Origin of the sequence: Nocardia abscessus NBRC 100374 (assembly GCF_000308455.1) — a bacterium.
Classification (GTDB): domain Bacteria; phylum Actinomycetota; class Actinomycetes; order Mycobacteriales; family Mycobacteriaceae; genus Nocardia; species Nocardia abscessus.
In genome coordinates this window covers 1-20,164 of sequence record NZ_BAFP01000264.1, presented here as the reverse complement: position 1 = coordinate 20,164, position 20,164 = coordinate 1, and the positions used below count along the sequence as shown (strand labels likewise).

Below are 20,164 nucleotides of genomic sequence, written 5' to 3'. Positions count from 1 at the left end.
GTCAACGCCTTCCGCCGGGGAACAGGATGTCCGCGAGGCTCGGCAGGGGCGGTGGTGGCGGTCCGTCGGTCGCCACCACCTGGGGGATCAGGTGGTCTTCGGTGTAGATGAGGTTCTCCGGGCGCGCGCTCGGCCCGTGCACCGGATTGACCGGGAACGGTAGATAGTTGAAGTTCAGCAGTCCCAGCACCGGCCCGAGATAGTCACGGCATTTCTGCGCCGCCTCCGCGGTGGTCGTCTTCTCCAGGCTGGCGATGGACGAGCACACGAATTGCACGGGATCGGAGAAATTGTTCAGAACGAATACGCCCGCTTCGGTCGCGGTGTCCGGGTTGTAGATGTTGTAGAAGTTGGCGATGCTCGTCGGGAATATGTGCAGCAGTTCCTCGACGTCGTCGCGGTGATCGACCAGATTCTGGGTCACGTTCACCAGGCGCTGCACCTGTTCGGACGCGCCGTCCCGGTTGGCGGATACGAACCGCTGGACCTCCCCGACCGCGACGGACAGCTCGCTCAGCGCGGCATCCAGGTCCGATCTGCTGTCGGCGAGCACGCTGGACAGGCTGGCCAGCCGGTTCTGGAATTCGACGATCTGCACGTCACTGTCGCGCAGCACCGTCACGAAGTGTTGCAGGTCGGCGATGATGCCGACGATGTCGCCGCTGCCGTCGGCCAGTACCCGCCCGATCCCGGACAGCTGAGCCAGCGTCTGCCGCAACTTCGCGCCGTTGTCCGCCATAGCGTTCGCGGCGCTGTCGATGAAACGGCCGGTCGCGCTGCCGGTCAGGTCCATGCCGGGGCCGAGTTCGGTGGCCAGCCGGGTGAGCTGGGTCTTCACCTCGTCCCACTCGACCGGGACGGCGGTGCGCTCCAAGGGGATCACCCCGCCGTCGGGCAGCGTCGGCCCCTGCGTGCGGTAGGCGGGCGTCAGCTGCACGTAGCGGGCACCGACCAGGCTCTGGGCGACGATCACCGCCTTGGCGTCGGCCGGAATCGGGACGTCGCGGTCGACTTCCAGCACCATCTCGGTGCTGGTTCCCCGCGGTCGGATGGAGGCGATGCGGCCGACTCCGACACCGGCCACGCGCACATCGTCGCCTTGATAGATCGCGGTGGCGGAGGCGAAGACCGCACGAATCGTCCTCGGGCCGAACACTGTCCGATACCCGAGGTAGGCACCGGTGACGACCAGCGAGACGACCATCACCGCACCGGCGACGCCGAGGATTCTCTTCTTCATCGGGGCGGCTCCGGGCTCGGGAGGGGGAACTGGCTGGGCGGCTGGATGCCGAAGGCCTGATCGATGAACGGCTGGATGAGCTGGGCGGGGATCAGATTCGCCACATAGGCGTTGTAGAACGGGCCGCCGGACACGGCTTCGCCCTGGGTGAGCGCGACTTTCGCCAGACCCGGAATCGCCGCGCCGATGTTGTCGCGATTCTTCTCCAGCATCGCCACCACCGAGTTCAGCCGATTCAGCGTCGGCGCGAGCTCGGCTTCGTTGTCCGCGACCAAGCCCGAGAGTTGCCTGGCCACCGCGGCGGTGTTGGCCAGCAGCTCGACGATCGCCTGACGGCGCGCGGCCAATACGTCCAGCAGCGAATTCGCGTTCAGGATCAGTGCATTCAGCTGACCGCCCCGTTGCGAGAGGATCTCGGTGACGTCGGCGGTGGTCCTGAGCATGTCCCGAAGTGCGCTGTTGCGGCTGTTGATCGAGCGGGACAGCTGAGTCACGCCGTCGAAGGCCGGCCCCAGCTGCGGCGCGACGCGGTCCAGTGTCGAGGAGAGCATGTCCAGCGACCGGTTGAGCGAGTCGGTGTCGATCTCCGAGACATTGGTGGTCAACTCGCCCACCGCGTCGGTCAGCGAGTAGGGCGAGGAGGTCCGCTCCAGCGGGATGACGCCGAACGGCCGCAGTGTGTCGCCACCGGAGGAGACTACGGTCAGCACCCGCTTGCCCAGCAGCGAACCGGTCTTGATCTGCGCCGCGCTCTCGTCGCCGAGCCGGATCGTCTCATCGATCGCGAACGTCACCCAGGCGTCGCCCCCGCGTAGCGAGACACCCGACACCCGGCCCACTTTCAGGCCGGAGACGATCACGTCGTCGCCGACGGCCAGCCCGCCCGCCTCGCTGAAGACCGCCTGGTACCGCACGGTGGTCGCCCAGTCGATGAACTTCTGGGACTGCAGTCCGACCAGGATGACGCAGACCGCGAGCACGACGCCGATGACGCCGTGCCGGGCCAGATGACTTCCGCGGTACTCGAGCATCGCTACCCGCTACACCTTCCGGTTTTCTGCTCGATCCAGGGCAGCACCGCCACCTGCCCCGCGTCGTCGGTCACCCGGACGGTGACCGCGCAGATGTAGTACTGGACGAAGTTGCCGTAGGCGCCGGTGCGCACCAGCTTGCGGTAGTTGCCCGGCGCCCGCTGCAAGGCGTCGTCCAGCCGCTGCTTGTCCTGGTCGACCAGCGGGGCCAGCCGCGCGAGCTGATCGACGGTGCCCGCCAGCGGCGGACGGGCCCTGGTCAGCAGGTCGGCGATGGTCGCCGTGCCGTTGTCGAGAGCGACGATCGCCTCGGCGATCGGGTCGCGGTCCTGGGACAGGTGGGTGACCAGCTGTTCCAGCCGGTCGATGGTGCCCGCGAACTTCTCGCCGTCTTTCGCCAGCGTCGCCATGACGGCGCCGAGGTGGTCGATCACCTGTCCGATCACCTCGCTGTGCCCGGCGAGCGCGGTGGTGAACGAGGAGGTCCGCGACAGCAGCGAGTCGAGGGTGCCCTCCTTGCCCTGGAATATCTCTAGCAGCGACCAGGTCAACGCGTTCACCTCGTGGGCGTTCAAGCCCTGGATCACCGGCTTCAGGCCGCCGAGCAGAAGGTCGAGGTCGAGCGCGGGCGAGGTCCGCTCGACGGGGATTTCCGAGCCCGCGCTCAGGATTCCGGTCGATCCGGCGGTGTCGGACAATTCCAGGTAGCGGTCGCCGACGAGATTGAGATACCGGACGGCTGCCGCCGTGCCGTTCGTCAGCGCGACGCCGCGTTCGGCGTCGAAGGTCACCCTGACCGTGTGGTCGTCGCGCAACGAGACCGCACGCACCGTGCCCACCTCCACGCCGGCGATCCGCACGGTGTTGCCCGAACGCAGCCCGGAGGAGTCGGTGAACACGGCGGCGTATTCGGCCCGCGACCCGGTCCGGTAGTCGCCGAACACGAGCAGCAGGAACCCGGACAGCACGAGCATGACCGCGGCGAAGACGCCGAACTTCAGCAACGGCGAGTTGCGCGGCGTCATCGGGGTGCCCCCTGGCCCGGTGCCCCGGCGAACGGACCGAACAGCGCCTGCGGGAGGTTGCCCACGTTCAGCTCCACGGTCTGGTTCCCCTTCTCGAACGGGTTCGCGCCGACGTCGGCGACCACGAATGGCGGCCGTCCCTCGTACGGAACCGGAATCACCGAACATTGCGGACCGCCCGTGGCGGCCACTTTCGGCAAATGCCGCGGATACCGGTAGGGCTCGGTGCCGAACAGGAAGTTCGCCGACAGCCCGAGCCCGGGCACGTCGACCGGCTTCGACTGCGACAGCCACCCGAAGCCGTCGAGCGCACAGGTCAATGCCTCGTGGTACTCGTTGGTCAGCGTCGTGGTCGGCACCAGGGCCGCCAGCGCGCTGTCCAGCGCGGCGCGGTTGTCGCCGAGCACCTGGGTTCCGATGTCGGACAACCCGATCAGCCCGATCAGCATGGCATCGAGATTCTGCTGTTCGTCCACGATCGTCCGGCTGATCGCAGCGGTGTTGCGGGCCGTGTCCAGCAAGGCGGGCGCCGCGTCGGCGTAGGTGTTCAACACCTGCGGCGCCATGGCGAGATCCGTTTGCAGAGCGGGCAGTCCGGGCTCGAGCTGGGCGAGGAAGTTCTCCAGGTCGCCGAGCATCAGACCCAGTTTGTCGCCGCGCCCGCCGGTCGCGCCTGCGATCGCGCCGAGCGTCTCGTTCAGCTTCTCCGGTTCGATGCGGCCCAGCACCGAGGTCAGCTGCTGGAAGACGGTGTTGATCTCCACGGTGACGTGGTCGGATTCGAGCACCTGGCCGGCGCGCATCGCTTGCCGCGCAGGGCGTTCCGGCGGGACGAGTTGGACGAATTTCGCACCGAACACCGTCGTCGAGGCGATGTCCACCCGCACGTCGGCGGGAATGAGATCCAGCTGTCCGGCATCGATGGCCAACCGGATCGATGCGAGCCCGTCGGCGCGTTCCTCGATCGATTCGACCTTGCCCACCGTGACACCGCGCATCTTGACGTCGGCGTCCGGATACATCACCAGGCCGGCACGCGGCGACAGCACGGTCACCGGCACGGTGTCGGCGAACCCGCCGTTGAACATGGTCAGGCTCAGGCTGATCACCGCGATACCCAGGGCGATCGAGGCCAGCCCGGCCGCGGGGCGCGCCAGCTCGCGCGACAGCGCTGTGAGCGACTTCATCGTCGATGACATCGGCACCTCTCAGCCGGACAGGTCGAAGTTCCCGTTGGCGCCGTAGACCGCCAGCGAGACCAGCAGGGTCACCGAGACGACGCCGATGAGCGAGGTCCGGACGGCGTTTCCCACCGCGATACCGACACCCGCCGGTCCCCCGCTGGCGAAGAAACCGAAGTAGGTGTGGATCAGCAGGACCGTCAAGGCCATCAAGATCGCCTGCACGAACGACCACACCAGATCGATCGGGTTCAGGAAGGTCCCGAAGTAGTGGTCGTACAACCCAGCGGACTGCCCCAGCAGCACGACGGTGGTCAGTCTGCTCGCGATGAACGAGGCGATGACCGCCAGGGCGTACAGCGGGACGATCGCGATCATGCCCGCGACGATCCTGGTGCCGACCAGATAGGCGATCGGTTCGATCGCCAGCGATTCCAGCGCGTCGATCTCCTCGTTGATCCGCATCGCGCCGAGCTGGGCGGTGGCGCCCGCGCCGAAGGTGGCCGCCAGCCCGATGCCCGCGACCACCGGCGCGGAGATGCGCACGTTGATGAACGCCGAGAGGAAGCCGGTCAGCGCCTCGATGCCGATGTTGCCCAGCGAGCTGTAGCCCTGGACGGCGAGGGTGCCGCCGGTGGCCAAGGTCAGGAACCCGACGATCACCACCGTCCCGCCGAACACCGCCAATGCCCCGGAGCCCATGCTGATCTCGGCGATGAGCCGGACCGTTTCCCGCCGGTAGTGCCAGGCGGCGAACGGCGCGTACACCAGCGCCTTCAGATAGAAGATGGCGTGGTCGCCGAGCCGGCCCAACGCTTGATACGGCCGCCGGATCCGTCGAAATGTCTTGGGATAGCGCGCGATCAGGGTCACGAGCGCCGCTCCTTCACCGGACGGTCATCTGAATGCCGATCGCCGTGACGACGACATTGATCACGAACAGGGACATGAAGGCGTAGACCACGGTTTCGTTGACCGCGTTGCCGACGGCCTTGGCCCCACCGGTCACGATCAACCCTCGGTAGCAGGCGACGAGCCCGGCGACGAGCCCGAACAGCAAAGCCTTGACCGAGGAGATGATCACCTCGTCGATCCCGGTCAGCAGCGTGATCCCGGCCGCGAAGGCGCCCGGATTCACGTCCTGCACATAGACGGAGAACACGTAGCCGCCGATCACGCCGATGATGCACACCAGGTTGTTCAGCAGGAACGCCACCAAGCCGGAGGCGAGCATCCGTGGCGTCACCAGTCGCTGCACCGGATCGATGCCGAGGACCTGCATCGCCGCGATCTCCTCGCGGATGGTGCGCGAGCCGAGGTCGGCGCACATCGCCGTCGCGCCGGACCCGGCCACGATCAGCACGGTGACCATCGGGCCCACCTGCGTCACGGCGCCGAACGCGGCGCCCGCCCCGCTGAGGTCTGCGGCGCCGAGTTCCCGCAACAGGATGTTGAGGGTGAAACTGACCAGCACCGTGAACGGAATCGCCACCAGCAGCGTCGGCACCAGCGAGACACGCACGATGAACCACGACTGCTCGAGGAACTCCCTGGTCTGGAACGGTCTGCGGAACAAGAACCGCACGGCGTCCGCGGACATCGCGAACAGCCCGCCGACGGCCTGCATGGGCCCCGACGCCGCTCGCGCGAGCGTGGCAGGCAGGCCCCGTCCCGGCAGCAGACGGTTGCGGCCCGTTCCTGCGCGCCCGGATGGCCCGGTCGCGGCAGGAGGAGGCGCCTGTGCCTGGGATTGCATTAATCACCCTCTCTGTGGTGGAAAATGCCATTCTCATATACGCATACGGTTGCACACTTGAAATGAGAATTCAATACGCGGATGTACTGGCGATTACACGGAAGCCGCAGGAAGGCGCGCGCATCGAGGGCGCTCGACAGGGTGGGACCGGTCGGCGCGGCGGGCTGTGCCCCGCGACCGGATGACGAGCGGTCGAACGGCGCGGCGGGAAGATGCGAACGCGAACGGCCGAGGATCAGCCGGGCGCGAAGCGATGTGGAGCTGGGAGAGTCAGCCGACGGGGCTGAGGTCGGCACCGATCGGCGGGAAGGACGACAGCCCGCTGCGGAAGACCTCCGTGGTTCCGACCGCGGTGGCCGGTACCGCCGCCGCGGTCAGCGCCTGCGCTTTGAAGGCCTGCGCGGCGACGCTGAGCCGGTGCAGCACCGGATCGACCCGGTGCTCCGGCGGCGACGGCCAGCCCTCACCCCAGACCACCACTTGGACGCCACCGTCGTCGAGCGCCTTCAACAGACCCCGGCGCGCCCGGCGATCGCACTCGCACACATCGGCGGCGACCGCGAGCGCGTGCGGCTGACGACCCTGCCCGCGCGAGGCGAGCACCTGCTCGAGTTCGAGCACTTCCGCGCCGAGGATGCGCAGCGGCCGGGTGTCCGACAGATCGGCGACGAGCACCGTGACGTCCCATCCGGCGACGGACCGGTCGAACAGCCATCCGCCCGCGTGCTCGACGACATCGACGACGCTGGTCGCGACGACGTCGAGGCGGTATCTCATCGTTCCCCAGCCGGAGCGAAGTCGCGGGCCAGTGACCTGGTGTACTCGTTGAACACCTCGGTCAGCGGGATCGAGTGGTCGAGCATCCATGAGATCTCCATTCCATTGATGAAAGCGACGATTTCCACAGCCCGGATGTCAGGGTCGAAATCGGGCCGGAACCGTCCGATCTCCTGGTTGCGGCGGATGACGTCGGCGACGATGCCGACGGCCACCTTCCAACGGTCGAGCAGGCGCTCGTGCAGTGGAGCCTCGGGCAGCAGGTTCTCCACCAGTAGAACTACGAAGGTGCCCACCAGCTCCGGTGAGCGCTGGATGCGGTCGGCGACCTTACGGATCTCCAGGAACAGATCGCCGGTCACGTCGGCTTCGCGGGCGTCGTCGGCGTCGCGGGCGTCGAGCACGGCGTGCAGGAGTTGCTCCTTGGACTGGAAATGGTGCAGCAGCCCGGCCGGGCTCACGCCGGCCTCCCGGGCGATCTGAGCCAATGTCGTACTGCGCCAGCCATTTCGGGTGAGCAGTCGCTGGGCGACAGCCAGGATGCGCTGTCGGCGGTCTTCACCTTTTGCCAGCAGGGAGGCGTAAGGACGAGGAGTAGTCACGAAAATCCCTGTTCGATCAAACCTAGTGAACACACAGTAGGTTGGTTTTACCGATGTGACAAGGGTCTCACGGGCATCGATTCGACCTCTCCGGAACCTTCACCTGACACCGGCGATCGGATGGGACCCTTGGAAGAACAGATCCGCCTCGGCGACGACATCCTGGGTGATCACACCGGTTCTCCAGGATTCTGGTGATAACCCCATTCTCGCTGTACAAGGCGCACTATTCGGTCCGAATATGACGACAGGCGTAGGTCTCCCTCTCCTACTGTGATAACGTCATTCCCATAACGGACACCGCCGCGATCCGAGGAGGATCGCCGCCGCGCGGGTCATCGCGAGCCCGGCCACCACAGTCGAGGCGGATCTCCGGTCGCGGTCCACGCCGCCACCGGGCTCCGCGTTCGCCACCCACGCCGGCGGGACGACGGTTCCGTGCAGCCAACAGATCCATGGGAGGGTCAAGATGTCGGTTCCGACCAGCAGTGCTTCGTTGTACCCGCCCGGCGGCTTCGGTCCCCCGAAGGACCGTCGCGGGCACGCCGAGGGTTCGGTGGGCCTGCCCGCGGGCACCGAAGTGTTCTCCGCCGACAACCACATCTCGCTGGCGCACGACATCTTCTACGAGCGTTTCCCGGAATCCCTCAAGGACCGGGCCCCACGCGTGTGGTACGAGGACGGCGCCTACCAGCTGGGCCGGAAGGGCAAGTCGTTCCTGCCCGGGGACTTCAGCCACGTGCTGATGCAGTACGACCCGCTGGACGGTTCCGGCAGCGCCAACATGGAGGCACGCATCGCGGATCTGCGCGCCGACGGCATCGCCAAGGAACTCGCGTTCCCGAACGCGCTGCTGGCGCTGCTGTTCTACCCGGACAAAGAGATCCGGGAACTGTCCTTCCGGGTGTACAACGCCTACATCGCGGAGTTGCAGGAACAATCCGACGGCACCTTCTACGGCGTCGGGTTGATCAACTGGTGGGATGCCGACGGCGCTCGCCGCACCCTCGCGGAACTGAAGTCGCTGGGACTCAAGACTTTCCTGTTGCCGCTGTCGGCGGGCAAGGACGACGAGGGCAAGGTCATCGACTACGCGAGCACCGCGATGATCCCGGTGTGGGACGCGATCGAGGAGTCCGGCGTGCCGGTCTCCCACCACATCGGTGAGTCGCCGCTGTCGAGCCCCTGCGAAATCAACAGCGTCGCCGTCGGCATGATGCACAACGTCGCGCCGTTCCGGGAACTGTTCTCCAAATACATCTTCAGCGGCATCATCGACCGGCATCCCGGCCTCAGCATCGGCTGGTTCGAAGGCGGCGTGAACTGGGTGCCCGCGGCGATCCAGGACGCCGAGCACATGCTGGCCTCCTTCCAGCACATGCTCGACCGCCCGGTCGAGCACGACGTGCGCTACTACTGGGACAACCACATGCGCGCGTCGTTCATGGTGGACCCGCTCGGGTTGTCGCTGATCGATCACATCGGCCGCGACCGCGTCATGTGGTCGTCGGACTACCCGCACAACGAGAGTACGTTCGGCTACTCGGAGAAGTCCCTGGAAGCCGTCGTGCAGGCGGTGGGCCCGCAGGACGCCGCCCGCATCGTCAGCGGCAACGTGGCGGAATTCCTGGGTCTGGTCTCATGACGTCGTTCCCCATCGCGGCGACCTCGTCGGTCGAGATCCCCGAGATACCGGATCGCGCCCGCATGCGGCGCGACACCGGGGCGCGGCTGCGATCGGCCATGGCCGATCAGGGCGTCGACGCGCTGATCCTGCTGAACAACAGCAATGTCGTGTACGCGACCGGCGCGAACTGGCCCCTCGGCGACGCGGGGCTCGCGCACGTCGAGCGACCGGTCGCCGTGGTCGTCGCGGGCGATCCGTGGCCACACCTCTTCCTGCCCTTCCGGGAGGGAGCCTCGGCGGAATCGGATCTGCCCGCCGATCACCTGCACGGGCCCGTCTATCTCGAATTCGACGAGGGCGTGGCGGCTTTCGCCCGACTGATCGCCGATCTCGTCCCGGACGGGGCGACCATCGCGGTGGACGAGTGCACCGGTGCCATGTCGCGGGCGCAGTCCACGCTGTTCCCCGGCGGCCCTCCGTCGGACGCCGCGGCCGTCATCGGACCCGCGAAGCTGATCAAGACACCGGACGAGATCGCCTGCATCCGCACCGCGTGCCGGATCACCGAGCGGGCCATGGTCGACGTGCAGGCGGCGCTGGTGCCGGGACGCAGGCAGATGGATCTGTCGGCGAGCTTCGTGCGCCGGGCCTTCGAGTTGGGCGCCACCGCCAACATGCTCGACGCCATCTGGCAGGTGATGCCGGAGACCAAGGCCGACGGCGTCTGGACCACGCACGGCGATCTCGCCCTCCCGCTACTGACCACAGAGCGGGAACTGGCTGCCGGCGACGTGCTCTGGACCGACGTCAGCATCACCTACGGCGGTTACTGTTCGGACTTCGGCCGCACCTGGACGGTCGGCGCCGAGCCCGACGCTCGTCAGCAGAAGCAGTTCGAGCGCTGGCGGGAGATTCTCACCGCGGTGCTGGACGTGACTCGCGCGGGGGCCACCGCCGCCGAACTCGCCCGGGCGGCGATCGCCGCCAACGGCGGCACCAAACCCTGGCTGCCGCATTTCTACCTGGGACACGGAATCGGCGTGAGCGCCGCCGAGATGCCGATGATCGGCACCGATCTCGGCGACGAGTTCGACGAGAACTTCGTGTTCGAACCGAACATGGTGCTGGTTCTGGAGCCGGTGGTCTGGGAGGACGGCACCGGCGGCTACCGAAGCGAGGAAATCATCGTGATCACCGAAGAGGGCTGGACGTCCCTCACCGACTACCCCTATGCCCCGTATGGCCACTGAGGTCGTGCCAGACGATCGCGCCCTGCGACATGGGCGGCGCGATCGTGCACTGGCACAGATGGAAGCCCATGACCTGGACGTCCTGGTTCTCGGACGCCAGGCGAACGCCCGCTACGTCTCTGGCACACCGCAACTATGGGTCGCGGGCACCCGCCCGTTCGGGCCGGTGGCGACGGTGGTGCGGGAAACACGTGCGGTGCATCTGCTGAGCACCTGGGACGAAGGCGTGCCCGAGGACATCCCGCACGATCACCTCTACGGGATCGCGTGGAATCCGATGAACACCATCGGCGTGCTGCAAGGCATCGAGGGAGCCGCCAACGCCCGGCGGGTCGGCACCGACGCGCTGTCGCCCACCTTCGCGAAGCTGCTGCCGATCGCCTTCCCCAACGCCGAGCTGGTCGACGGCGAACTCGCGATGCGCGCCGCGCGCCGGATCAAGACCGACCAGGAAGTGCAGGTGCTGCGCGGCACGCTGCGGATCGCCGAGGCAGGTCTGTCCGCCGCGGTGGCCGAGCTCGCGCCGGGCGTCACCGAACAGGCGCTGATCGGCGTGCTGCTGGAAGCCATGGCGGCCGGCGGCGTCAGCACCCCGGCGTCACAGGACTCGGCTTGGGTGACCTCGCGGGAACACCCGTGGCGGCGGGCCGGCGCGGACCGGCGCGTGCAGCCGGGCGACCTGGTGGCCTTCTCCGCCGGGGTCCTCGGTGAGGGCTACATCGGCGAGGTCGGCCGTACCTGGCCGGTCGGCGGCGAGGGCGACGACAGCGTCCGGAAGCTGTACCGGCGGTGGGACGGGTTGTGGGCGCGCCTGATCGAGGCATGCCGCCCAGGATCGGCAGGCACGGATCTGCTGGCCGCCTACGAGATCGCGGGGGAACCGCTGCCGCCGATGCCGGTAGCGCGGGGCCTCGGCATGGGTTTCGACCCGCCGGTGGTGACCTCCCACCTGCGGGCGAGCGCCGAGGCGGAGCGCATGGAACCCGGCATGGTGCTCGCGGTCACCGGCTACGTGTGGGAACCGGGTGTCGGGGCGGTTTTCGGACGCGACGCGGTGCTGATCACCGAGGACGGCGCCGAGGTGCTCACCGTCGCTCCGCACTGGGAGCACTAGGGATCGGTGCTCCGGCGCTGCTGCCGGAGCACCGGTTCACGGTGTCCGGCAGAACGTTCCGGACACGTCTCATCTTCGGCAAAGGAGCCCGTCCATGCCCGGTCCCGAGCAGCCTTCGGCGGAGGAGATCATCCGCTACGAGAAGGACACCAAGACCCGGATCGCGACGATCACGTTCGATCGGCCCGACCATCTCAACGCCCCCACCATCGCGGCGCGGCTGCGCTATGCCGATCTGTTGCATCGCGCGAGCGTCGACGACGACGTGAAAGTGCTCGTCGTGCGCGGCGCGGGCGACGATCTCGGCACCGGAGCCGACCTCCCCGAGTTCATGGCGGTGCAGAACGCGCCCACCCAGGGCCCGCGGTTGAGCGAGTACAAGATCGGCGAGGACGAGGTGCGGTATCCGCCCAAGGAGTCCTTCCGCCACGGCGCCACGATCAGCCAGTGGTACGCCAACGCCCAGGCCGGTTGCCGCAGCCTCCAGGAGTTCAAGAAGATCAGCATCCTGGAGGTGAAGGGCTACTGCTACGGCTGGCACTTCTACCAGGCTGCCGACGCCGACCTGGTGATCTCCTCCGACGATGCCCTGTTCGGTCACCCGTCCTTCCGCTATTACGGCTGGGGGCCGCGGATGTGGACGTGGGCACAGACCATGGGACTGCGCCGGTTCCAGGAGATGGTCTTCACCGGCCGGGCGTTCACGGCGCGGGAAATGTACGAGTGCAACTTCCTGAACAAGGTCGTGCCACGGGCAGACCTCGAAGCCGAGACCGAGAAATACGCGCTGGCCTGTGCGCGCAACCGGCCCACCGACACGGTCTTCATGCAGAAGGTCTTCTTCGAGGTGATGAAGCAGCACCAGGGCGAGTACATGGGCAGCCTGCTGAGCGGGTTCTTCGAGTCGATGGGCGGCCATATCCACGCCGACGACGACGAACTCATGCTGGACAACGCCTTCGAAGGCGGGCTGAACAACTCGGTCAAGGACAACGACGCGCAGTTCCCGCCGGAGTTCCGGTTGAGCAAGTCGGGTCGCAAGAAGCAGGTCTAGTCCGCCGCGGCTGTGCTCGGCGGTCTCGGGGCCGGTGATCGGAACGGTGAGGGTCATGGCATCGAAACACTCCGCAAGCAGCGCCGAACGCCCCGTGGAGCCGCCGCTGCGCGGTTGCGTCGTGGTCGACCTCTCCTGCGGGATCGCCGGTGCGTATTGCACCAAACTACTGGCCGACGGTGGCGCGGAGGTGATCAAAGTCGAAGCGCCCGAGGGGGATCCCCTCCGGCGCTGGTCGGCCTCCCGAGCCGAACTCGAGCCCGGCGCCGACGGTGCGCTGTTCGCCTTCCTGGCCGGTTCGAAGAAAAGTGTCGTCGCCGACCCTGGTGTGGCCGCCGATCTGGATTTCGTCGACGGCCTGCTGGCCTCGGCCGACGTGGTGGTGTGGTCGCCGGGTTCGCGCCTGGCCGAGCATCCCCGGCTCGCCCCCGGCGCGCTGCGCCGCGCTCATCGGCACCTGGTTGTCACCGCGATAACCCCTTTCGGCTTGGACGGGCCGTGGCACGATCGCCCGGCCACCGAGTTCACTCTGCAGGCCTGGTCCGGTGGCATCGTCGGGCTCGGCCGCGGTGCACCGGATCGTGCGCCCGTGCACGTGGGCGGCCGGGTCGGCGAATGGTTCGCCGGCGCCTACGCCTGTGCGGCCACCATGACATCGCGGTTGCGCACGCTCGGATCCGCTGGGGGCGAGCTCGTCGACCTGTCCGTGCTGGAGACGCAGATCCTCGGGCTCACCTATTTCCCGGTCTCCTTCTTCGACGCCCTCGGCCGTCCGTTCCGCACCGAACGACGGCTCAGCGTGCCCGGCGTCGCCACCGCCGCCGACGGTTTGGTGGCGGTGGGATGCGGCACCGCCCAGCAGTGGTTCGACCTGTGCGCGATGGTGGGCCATCCGGAATGGATCGAAGAGGACCTCGCTGCGGGGATCACCCAGAAGGCCAACGAGAAGGCGCCGGAGATCTTCGCCTGGCTGGCCGAGCAGCCTGCCGAGGTGATCCGCGACCTGGCGACGGCTTTCCGCATCCCCAACGGCCCGGTGGTCAACGGCGCCGACGCCACCACCATGGATCACCCCGTGGCCCGGAAGTTCTTCACGGTCAACCCCCGCGACGGTTTCGTCCAGCCCGGCCCGCCGTACCGCACCCGGCCCGCGCTACTGCGGGATCCGCTGCCTGCTCCGCGCCTCGGCGAGCACACCGAGGAATACCGCGCCCGCCGCCCGGCGCACCGCGGCGCGGCGGGTCTGGCCGAGCGGGATCCCCTGCCGTTCCGCGATCTTCGTGTCCTGGATCTCACGACGTTCTGGGCCGGGCCGTCGTGCACCCACTTCCTAGCCATGCTGGGCGCGGAGGTCGTGCACGTGGAGTCGGCCGGGCGACCGGACGGCACCCGCCTCATCGCGGGCGTGCCGCTGACCGAAGAGCAGTGGTGGGAGAAGTCTCCGATCTTCTCCGGGCTGAACACCAACAAGAAGAGCCTCACGCTGGACTTCCGCTCCGAACGCGGGCAGGACCTGCTGAAGCGCCTGGCCGCCACGTGCGACGTGATCGTCGAGAACTACACGCCGCGGGTGCTGGAACAGATCGGCCTGGATTACCCCGCCGTACGGAAACTGCGCCCGGACGCGATCATGGTCCGGATGCCCGGATTCGGCCTGGACGGTCCCTGGCGCGACCATCCGGCCTTCGCCTACGTCATCGAGGACACCTCGGGGTTGACCTGGCTGACCGGCCACCCGGACCAGAATCCGGTGGAGCCCTACTCGATCGGCGACCCGAACGCGGGCGTGCACGCGCTCAACGCTCTGCTGCTGGCCTTGGAATACCGGCGGCGCACCGGTCAGGGCGTGCTGGTGGAGGCCGCGATGGTGGAGGCGGCGCTCAACGTGGCCGCCGAGCAGGTGATCGAGTACTCCGCCTATGGCGTGCTGCTCGAGCGGGACGGCAACCGCGGTCCCGTCGCCGCGCCGCAGAACCTCTACCGCGCGGCGGGAGTGGACGAATTCGGCGCGCAGGATTGCTGGGTGGCGATAGCGGTAGCCACCGACGCGCAGTGGCGGCGGTTGCGGGAAGCGATCGGAACTCCGTTCTGGGCACTGGATCCGGAACTCTCGACCGAGGCAGGCCGCCGCCGCAGGCACGACCTGATCGACGAGCGGCTCGCCGCGTGGTGCGCCGAGCGCGACAGCGACGAGATCGTCCGCGTCCTCTGGGACGCCGGTGTCCCGGTCGCCCGGGTCGTGCAACCGCATCGTCAGTTCGAACTGCCACAGCTGCAGTACCGGGGATTCTTCGAGCCGGTCGCCCACCCGGTCGCCGAGACGGCCAGGCACAGCACGGTACCGGTGCGGTTCTCCGCCGGTCCGCGACGTTTCCATCGCCAGCCCGCTCCCCTGCTCGGCCAGCACAACACGGAGCTGCTCACCACGCTCGGCCTGAGCGAGGCGGAAATCCGCGCGCTGCAGGACGACGGTGTCATCGGAGGTACTCCGGCCGTCGCGCGCCCACCGGTGAAATCCGAGTGACCGCCGGAACCCCGCCGCGAGAGCACATTTCGCGGCGGGGTTGCTACGGTGGGCGGACCGCTCGGCGCTAGCTCGCCGCTTCGGCGTCGCGTTCGCGAACGAGTTCCAGTGCGATGTCGATGAGCTGATCCTCTTGGCCGCCGATCAGCTTGCGCTGGCCTGCACGGTGCAATAGCTGGGCGGCGGGCACGTCGTAGCGTTCCGCTTGGCGGACAGCATGTTTCAGGAAGCTCGAGTAGACGCCCGCGTAGCCCATGATCAGCGCGTTGCGATCGAGCAGGCATTCGGCGGGCATCGCGGGGCGCACGACGTCTTCGGCGGCGTCGGCGATGTCGAAGAAATCGATGCCGGTCTTGACGCCGATCTTGTCGAACACGCCGATCAGCGCCTCCACCGGAGCGTTTCCCGCGCCCGCGCCGAACCGGCGGGCACTGCCGTCGATCTGCCGGGCGCCCGCGCGCACCGCCGCCACCGAGTTCGCCACGCCGAGGCCGAGGTTCTCGTGACCGTGGAAGCCGACCTGCGCGTCGTCGCCGAGTTCCGCGACCAGCGCCGACACCCGGTCTGCCACGCCCTCCATGACCAGGGCGCCCGCGGAGTCGACCACGTAGACGCACTGGCATCCGGCGTCGGCCATGATCCGCGCCTGTGCCGCGAGCCGCTCGGGCGCGATGGTGTGGGCCATCATGAGAAAGCCGACCGTCTCCAAGCCGAGATCCCGTGCGAGCCCGAAGTGCTGGATCGACACGTCGGCCTCGGTGCAATGGGTGGCGATCCGGCAGATCGATCCCCCGTTGTCCCTGGCCTCCTCGATGTCCTCTTTGGTGCCGACGCCGGGCAGCATGAGGAACGCGATCTTCGCCTCCGTGGCCGTCTCGGCGGCCAGCTTGATCAGGTGCTGTTCGGGCGTCTTGGAGAAGCCGTAGTTGAACGACGAGCCGCCGAGGCCGTCGCCGTGGGTCACCTCGATCACCGGAACGCCGGCCGCGTCCAGTGCGGCGACGATGGCGCTCACCTCGTCCGGGGTGAACTGGTGTCGTTTGTGATGTGAACCGTCCCGCAACGACGTGTCGGTGATCCGGACGTCCCAGATATCGGATTCGCTCATCTGCCTTGTCCTTCGATCGTCCGGTCGCTGGTCGCCGCCGTCTCGCTCACCGTGCGCTCTCCGCGACGCCGAGGGTCCGCTTCGCGATCTCCTCGCCGACTTCGGTGGCCGCGGCCGTCATGATGTCCAGGTTGCCCGCGTAGGGCGGCAGGTAGTCCCCGGCCCCTTCGACCTCCAGGAACGTCGTCACCAGCGCCCGGCCTCCGGAATTGACCGACGGATCGTCGAATTGCGGCTCGTTGAGCAGCCGGTAGCCCGGGACGTAGGTCTGCACCTCGGCCACTACCTCGTGGATGGACGCGGCGATCGCGGCGCGGTCGGCGTCTTCCGGGATGGCACAGAAGATGGTGTCGCGCATGATCATCGGCGGGTCGGCCGGGTTGAGGATGATGATCGCCTTGCCGCGCGCGGCGCCGCCGATGGTTTCCACCCCGCGGCTGGTGGTCTTGGTGAATTCATCGATGTTCGCGCGGGTTCCCGGCCCGGCCGACACCGACGCGACCGACGCGACGATCTCGGCGATCGGCACCTCGACCACCCGCGAGACCGCGTACACGATCGGGATGGTCGCCTGCCCGCCGCAGGTGATCATGTTGACGTTCGGCGCGTCCAGATGCTGCCGCAGGTTCGCGGGCGGGACGACCGCCGGGCCGACCGCGGCGGGCGTGAGGTCGATGACCCGGATCCCCGCTTCGGCGTAGCGCGCGGCGGCCCTGCGGTGCACGGCGGCCGAGGTGGCCTCGAACACCAGATCGGGCTTCTCGGCCTGCGCGAGCAGGTGATCGACCCCCTTGTCGGTGGTTTCCAGCCCGAGCCGGGCGGCCCGCGCGAGACCCTCGCTGGCCGGGTCGATACCCACCATCCAGCGCGGCTCGAGCCACTGCGACCGCGACAGCTTGTACAGCAGGTCGGTGCCGATATTGCCCGACCCGACGATGGCTACGGATGCTTTCGCCGGCATAACGCTCCTTGTTCCGATCAGTCGAAGGCGAGGCGGACCGAGCCCAGGCCCGCGAACCGGGCCACGAACTCGTCACCCGCGTGGGCGTCGATCGCCTTGGTGCACGATCCGGGAAGGACGACGTCCCCGGCACGCAACCGCACCCCGAAGCCCGCTACCTTCCGGGCCAGCCAGGCCACCGCCGTGACGGGATTGCCGAGCACCGCGTCGCTGCGGCCCTCGGCCACCACTTCCCCGTTGCGGGTGAGCACCGCGTCGATGGCGGTGATGTCGATATCGGCGGGCGCCACCCGCTGCGTACCCAGGACGTATCCCGCCGATGAGGCGTTGTCGGCGATGGTGTCGCACAACCGGATCGCCCAGTTCTCGATGCGCGAGTCGATCAGCTCGATCGCGGGCGCGAAGGCCGTCGTGGCGGCGAGCACGTCCGCTTCGGTGCACTGCGCCCCGGGCAGATCCGCACCCAGGAGAAAGGCCACCTCCACCTCGACCCTCGGGGACAAGTACCGTCCGGCGGGCACCGGCTCCTCCGTGGAGACCAGCATGTCGTCGAGCAGGTGACCGTAGTCGGGCTCGTCGACGCCCATCATCTGCTGCATGGCCTTCGACGAGAGCCCGACCTTGTGCCCGACAACCCTCGCGCCGTTGCGGACGCGCCTGCGGATGTTGATCAGCTGGATCGCGTAGGCGTCGACGACGTCTATGCGCGGGTGCGCGGTGGTCAGCGGCGACAGGGGTTTGCGGCCGCGCTCCGCCTCGGCAAGGTTCGCAGCCAGCTCACTGCGGGAGCGGGCAGTCAACATCTCGATTCCCTTCCTGGTCGCCGAGGAGCGTTCACGATGTGCACGTCCGCACCGATCCGGCTCGCGCAGAGAGCGAGCATGCCGTGGGCCCGGATGCGTCGGTTCCTACCCGGACGGCATCGGCGGCCGGGCGGCACCGGAAGCGGTTCACGCGGTGAACGCCGGCAACGTTTCCCAGCCGCGAACGGTCGAGGTGGGCGACAGCTTCGCGTTCGCCACGTCCACTTCCCATTCCGGGAACCGCGCGAGGATCTCCTCGAGCGCGATCCGCCCCTCCAGCCGGGCCAGCGCCGATCCGAGGCAGTAGTGCGTGCCGACACTGAACGACAGGTGCTGGCGGGTGTCGCGGTGGATGTCGAAAACGTCGCCGTCCGGCGCGAACTGCCGGTGGTCGCGGTTGGCCGCGCCGATGAGCATCATCATGGCGCTGCCCTCCGGCACGGTCCGGCCGTGCACCTCGACGTCCCGGGTGACGTACCGCGCCACGTGCGGGGCGGGCGATTCGAACCGCAGCAGCTCCTCGACCGCGTTCGGAATCAATCGCGGATTCTCCACCAGCTCGCGGCGCTGATCGGGATGCTCCGCGAGCACCTTGCCCGCCCATCCGATCAGCCGTGTCGTGGTCTCGTTGCCCGCGCCGGACACCACGTTCACATAGGTCAGCAATTCCGCGCGGGTCAGTCGGCGCACGGTGCCGGTCTCGTCCTCGAACTCGACGTTGAGCAGCTCGGTCATGATGTCGTCGGAGGGATGCTCGGCCCGCCAGTCGATGTAGGCGGCGAAGATGTCGCCGCTGACCATGCCCTCGGAGGCGGCCTTCATCGGCTTGCCCTCCTCGGTGCGCATCTGCTCGTTCGCGAAGTCGCGAATGGCCTCCTGGTCCTGTTCCGGGATGCCGAGCAGCATGCCGATGGTGCGCATCGGCATCTGCGCGCCGATGTCGGCGATGAAGTCCAGCCGTCCGGTTCCGACGTGCGGATCGAGGCTGTGCGCGCAGAACTCGCGGATCTTGTCCTCGAGCGCCCGGATCTTGCGGGGGGTGAACATCCGCGACAGCAGGCTGCGATGGATGTCGTGGATCGGCGGATCCTCGAAGATCAGCACGCCGGAGGGGATTTCGATATCGGCCTTGATCAGCTCGATGATCGCGCCACGCGCGGAACTGTAGGTGTCCTTGTCCAGCAACGCCGCGTTGACATCCGCGTGGCGACTCACCGCGTAGAAGTCGTGCTTCTCGTTGTAGTACAGCGGAATCTCCTCGCGGAGCCGCTTGAACATCGGGTACGGATCGGCATTGAGTTCGACATCGTACGGGTCGTAGTACACGTCGCTGGCCGCGCTGGTGGTCACTGAGGTTCGCCTCTCGCAGAAACATCATCGTCCTCGGTGGCGCATACGAGATTCAGCCGAAGACCGAGTTGTCGGAGTCCTGCAAGTGTAAATCTGCCGATACGTTGATGCAACTGTTCTTCTCGTATCAGGAGATTGTCATTCTCATCTTCCGGACGAGGGAATGGCGAACCATAGAAAGCGAGCGGGCCCCGCAATCCGACAGCGTCGGATGCGAGGCCCGCTCGGGGGTCTGGCGCAGGGGGGTTTCAGTCGAAGGTGCAGCCTGTGACGGGTTTGTCGGCGAGGCGGTCGAGCAGGTAGGTGATCGCGTTGTCGGGGCCGAAGCCGTCGATCATCTCGGGTCCGAAATGGTTCGGGATGGTAGCGCCGGAAAAGATCGGCGGCAGATCGTTGGTACGGAAGGTGACCGTGGCGCCTTTCGCGCACCAGTCCTCGGCCAACCGGCGGGCCTGACCATAGGGAACGGTGTCATCGTTCAAACCACTGGTGATCAGCACCGGCGAGGCCGGAAGCAGACTCCCCACCCGCAGTTCGGCCAACGCCGGAGCCGCTTCCGGAATCGCCGCCAGATGCTCGGTGAGCGAGCGACCGTCCTTGGTCAGCGAGCCGGTCTTCAGGAACGGATGGCGAGTGATGATGTCACCGATACATTCATCGCTGAGCGTCCCCAACGTCGCGCGCCCCGCAGGACTGATCACCCGGTCCAGGGCTTTGTTCAACTCGGGATAACGGGCCTGCAATCCGTTGATCGCGAACCC

At 67.7% G+C, this 20,164-nt stretch carries 18 protein-coding genes; 5 read left to right on the top strand and 13 right to left on the bottom strand.

Features of this window, described 5'->3' with window-relative positions; translation table 11 throughout:
• Position 1: 1 nt before the first annotated feature.
• From ON19_RS32985 to ON19_RS32950, 8 genes are all read right to left on the bottom strand, one after another.
• Positions 2–1,240, bottom strand: a complete 1,239-nt coding sequence (locus ON19_RS32985; protein ID WP_043701838.1) for an MCE family protein — start codon at positions 1,238–1,240, stop codon at positions 2–4.
• Complete coding sequence (locus ON19_RS32980) at positions 1,237–2,271, bottom strand: MCE family protein (RefSeq protein ID WP_043701835.1); 1,035 nt, start codon at positions 2,269–2,271, stop codon at positions 1,237–1,239. The genes ON19_RS32985 and ON19_RS32980 overlap by 4 nt, the downstream gene beginning before the upstream one ends.
• Positions 2,272–2,273: 2 nt before the next feature.
• A complete protein-coding gene (locus ON19_RS32975) occupies positions 2,274–3,296 on the bottom strand; it encodes an MCE family protein (RefSeq protein WP_043701832.1) in 1,023 nt (340 codons plus the stop codon).
• The gene (locus ON19_RS32970) at positions 3,293–4,495 is read right to left on the bottom strand and encodes an MCE family protein (RefSeq protein WP_227954824.1); all 1,203 of its coding nucleotides are present in this window, start codon (positions 4,493–4,495) and stop codon (positions 3,293–3,295) included. The genes ON19_RS32975 and ON19_RS32970 overlap by 4 nt, the downstream gene beginning before the upstream one ends.
• A 9-nt stretch (positions 4,496–4,504) precedes the next feature.
• Positions 4,505–5,350 carry an MlaE family ABC transporter permease gene (locus ON19_RS32965; protein WP_372478690.1) on the bottom strand — a complete coding sequence of 282 codons (846 nt, stop codon included), beginning with the start codon at positions 5,348–5,350 and terminating at the stop codon, positions 4,505–4,507.
• 13 nt (positions 5,351–5,363) lie between these two features.
• The gene (locus ON19_RS32960; RefSeq protein ID WP_227955026.1) at positions 5,364–6,104 is read right to left on the bottom strand and encodes an MlaE family ABC transporter permease; all 741 of its coding nucleotides are present in this window, start codon (positions 6,102–6,104) and stop codon (positions 5,364–5,366) included.
• A gap of 399 nt (positions 6,105–6,503) precedes the next feature.
• A complete protein-coding gene (locus ON19_RS32955; protein WP_043701826.1) occupies positions 6,504–7,010 on the bottom strand; it encodes a hypothetical protein in 507 nt (168 codons plus the stop codon).
• Positions 7,007–7,612, bottom strand: coding sequence for a TetR/AcrR family transcriptional regulator (locus tag ON19_RS32950; RefSeq protein ID WP_043701823.1), 606 nt, complete (start codon positions 7,610–7,612; stop codon positions 7,007–7,009). Before ON19_RS32950 ends, ON19_RS32955 begins: the two co-directional genes overlap by 4 nt.
• 469 nt (positions 7,613–8,081) lie before the next feature.
• On the opposite strand from ON19_RS32950, the gene ON19_RS32940 reads away from it, so the two are divergent.
• From ON19_RS32940 to ON19_RS32920, 5 genes are all read left to right on the top strand, one after another.
• Entirely contained in the window at positions 8,082–9,257 is a 1,176-nt protein-coding gene (locus ON19_RS32940; RefSeq protein ID WP_043701817.1) for an amidohydrolase family protein, read from the top strand.
• Positions 9,254–10,489: a M24 family metallopeptidase gene (locus tag ON19_RS32935; RefSeq protein ID WP_043701814.1), complete on the top strand. Its 1,236-nt coding sequence runs from the start codon at positions 9,254–9,256 to the stop codon at positions 10,487–10,489. The genes ON19_RS32940 and ON19_RS32935 overlap by 4 nt, the downstream gene beginning before the upstream one ends.
• The gene (locus ON19_RS32930) at positions 10,479–11,603 is read left to right on the top strand and encodes a M24 family metallopeptidase (RefSeq protein ID WP_043701811.1); all 1,125 of its coding nucleotides are present in this window, start codon (positions 10,479–10,481) and stop codon (positions 11,601–11,603) included. Before ON19_RS32935 ends, ON19_RS32930 begins: the two co-directional genes overlap by 11 nt.
• Positions 11,604–11,697: 94 nt before the next feature.
• Complete coding sequence (locus ON19_RS32925; RefSeq protein WP_043701809.1) at positions 11,698–12,657, top strand: enoyl-CoA hydratase/isomerase family protein; 960 nt, start codon at positions 11,698–11,700, stop codon at positions 12,655–12,657.
• Positions 12,658–12,712: 55 nt separating this feature from the next.
• On the top strand, positions 12,713–15,181 hold the full coding sequence (locus tag ON19_RS32920) for a CaiB/BaiF CoA-transferase family protein (protein WP_051169547.1): 2,469 nt from the start codon (positions 12,713–12,715) through the stop codon (positions 15,179–15,181).
• Positions 15,182–15,248: 67 nt separating this feature from the next.
• Here the strand turns inward: ON19_RS32920 and dmpG are convergent, their stop codons facing one another.
• The 5 genes from dmpG to ON19_RS32895 form a co-directional block, all read right to left on the bottom strand.
• On the bottom strand, positions 15,249–16,289 hold the full coding sequence (gene dmpG / locus ON19_RS32915) for a 4-hydroxy-2-oxovalerate aldolase (RefSeq protein WP_043701805.1): 1,041 nt from the start codon (positions 16,287–16,289) through the stop codon (positions 15,249–15,251).
• Positions 16,290–16,335: 46 nt separating this feature from the next.
• Positions 16,336–17,250: an acetaldehyde dehydrogenase (acetylating) gene (locus ON19_RS32910; protein ID WP_043701804.1), complete on the bottom strand. Its 915-nt coding sequence runs from the start codon at positions 17,248–17,250 to the stop codon at positions 16,336–16,338.
• Positions 17,251–17,267: 17 nt separating this feature from the next.
• A complete protein-coding gene (locus ON19_RS32905) occupies positions 17,268–18,053 on the bottom strand; it encodes a 2-keto-4-pentenoate hydratase (RefSeq protein WP_043701803.1) in 786 nt (261 codons plus the stop codon).
• A 147-nt stretch (positions 18,054–18,200) separates the two neighbouring features.
• Positions 18,201–19,403 (bottom strand): cytochrome P450, encoded by a 1,203-nt coding sequence (locus ON19_RS32900; RefSeq protein ID WP_043701801.1) that lies wholly within the window; start codon positions 19,401–19,403, stop codon positions 18,201–18,203.
• A gap of 248 nt (positions 19,404–19,651) precedes the next feature.
• A partial coding sequence (locus ON19_RS32895; RefSeq protein WP_043701799.1) for a lipase family protein occupies positions 19,652–20,164 on the bottom strand: 513 nt, incomplete at its 5' end.

Bases quoted from the DNA above. Each gene is read 5' to 3' on its own strand.
- ON19_RS32905 (WP_043701803.1), bottom strand. From the start codon at position 18,053: ATGTTGACTGCCCGCTCCCGCAGTGAGCTGGCTGCGAACCTTGCCGAG.
- ON19_RS32910 (WP_043701804.1), bottom strand. From the start codon at position 17,250: ATGCCGGCGAAAGCATCCGTAGCCATCGTCGGGTCGGGCAATATCGGC.
- ON19_RS32955 (WP_043701826.1), bottom strand. From the start codon at position 7,010: ATGAGATACCGCCTCGACGTCGTCGCGACCAGCGTCGTCGATGTCGTC.
- ON19_RS32940 (WP_043701817.1), top strand. From the start codon at position 8,082: ATGTCGGTTCCGACCAGCAGTGCTTCGTTGTACCCGCCCGGCGGCTTC.
- ON19_RS32980 (WP_043701835.1), bottom strand. From the start codon at position 2,271: ATGCTCGAGTACCGCGGAAGTCATCTGGCCCGGCACGGCGTCATCGGC.
- dmpG (WP_043701805.1), bottom strand. From the start codon at position 16,289: ATGAGCGAATCCGATATCTGGGACGTCCGGATCACCGACACGTCGTTG.
- ON19_RS32970 (WP_227954824.1), bottom strand. From the start codon at position 4,495: ATGTCATCGACGATGAAGTCGCTCACAGCGCTGTCGCGCGAGCTGGCG.
- ON19_RS32925 (WP_043701809.1), top strand. From the start codon at position 11,698: ATGCCCGGTCCCGAGCAGCCTTCGGCGGAGGAGATCATCCGCTACGAG.
- ON19_RS32975 (WP_043701832.1), bottom strand. From the start codon at position 3,296: ATGACGCCGCGCAACTCGCCGTTGCTGAAGTTCGGCGTCTTCGCCGCG.
- ON19_RS32920 (WP_051169547.1), top strand. From the start codon at position 12,713: ATGGCATCGAAACACTCCGCAAGCAGCGCCGAACGCCCCGTGGAGCCG.
- ON19_RS32985 (WP_043701838.1), bottom strand. From the start codon at position 1,240: ATGAAGAAGAGAATCCTCGGCGTCGCCGGTGCGGTGATGGTCGTCTCG.
- ON19_RS32935 (WP_043701814.1), top strand. From the start codon at position 9,254: ATGACGTCGTTCCCCATCGCGGCGACCTCGTCGGTCGAGATCCCCGAG.
- ON19_RS32930 (WP_043701811.1), top strand. From the start codon at position 10,479: ATGGCCACTGAGGTCGTGCCAGACGATCGCGCCCTGCGACATGGGCGG.
- ON19_RS32960 (WP_227955026.1), bottom strand. From the start codon at position 6,104: ATGCAGGCCGTCGGCGGGCTGTTCGCGATGTCCGCGGACGCCGTGCGG.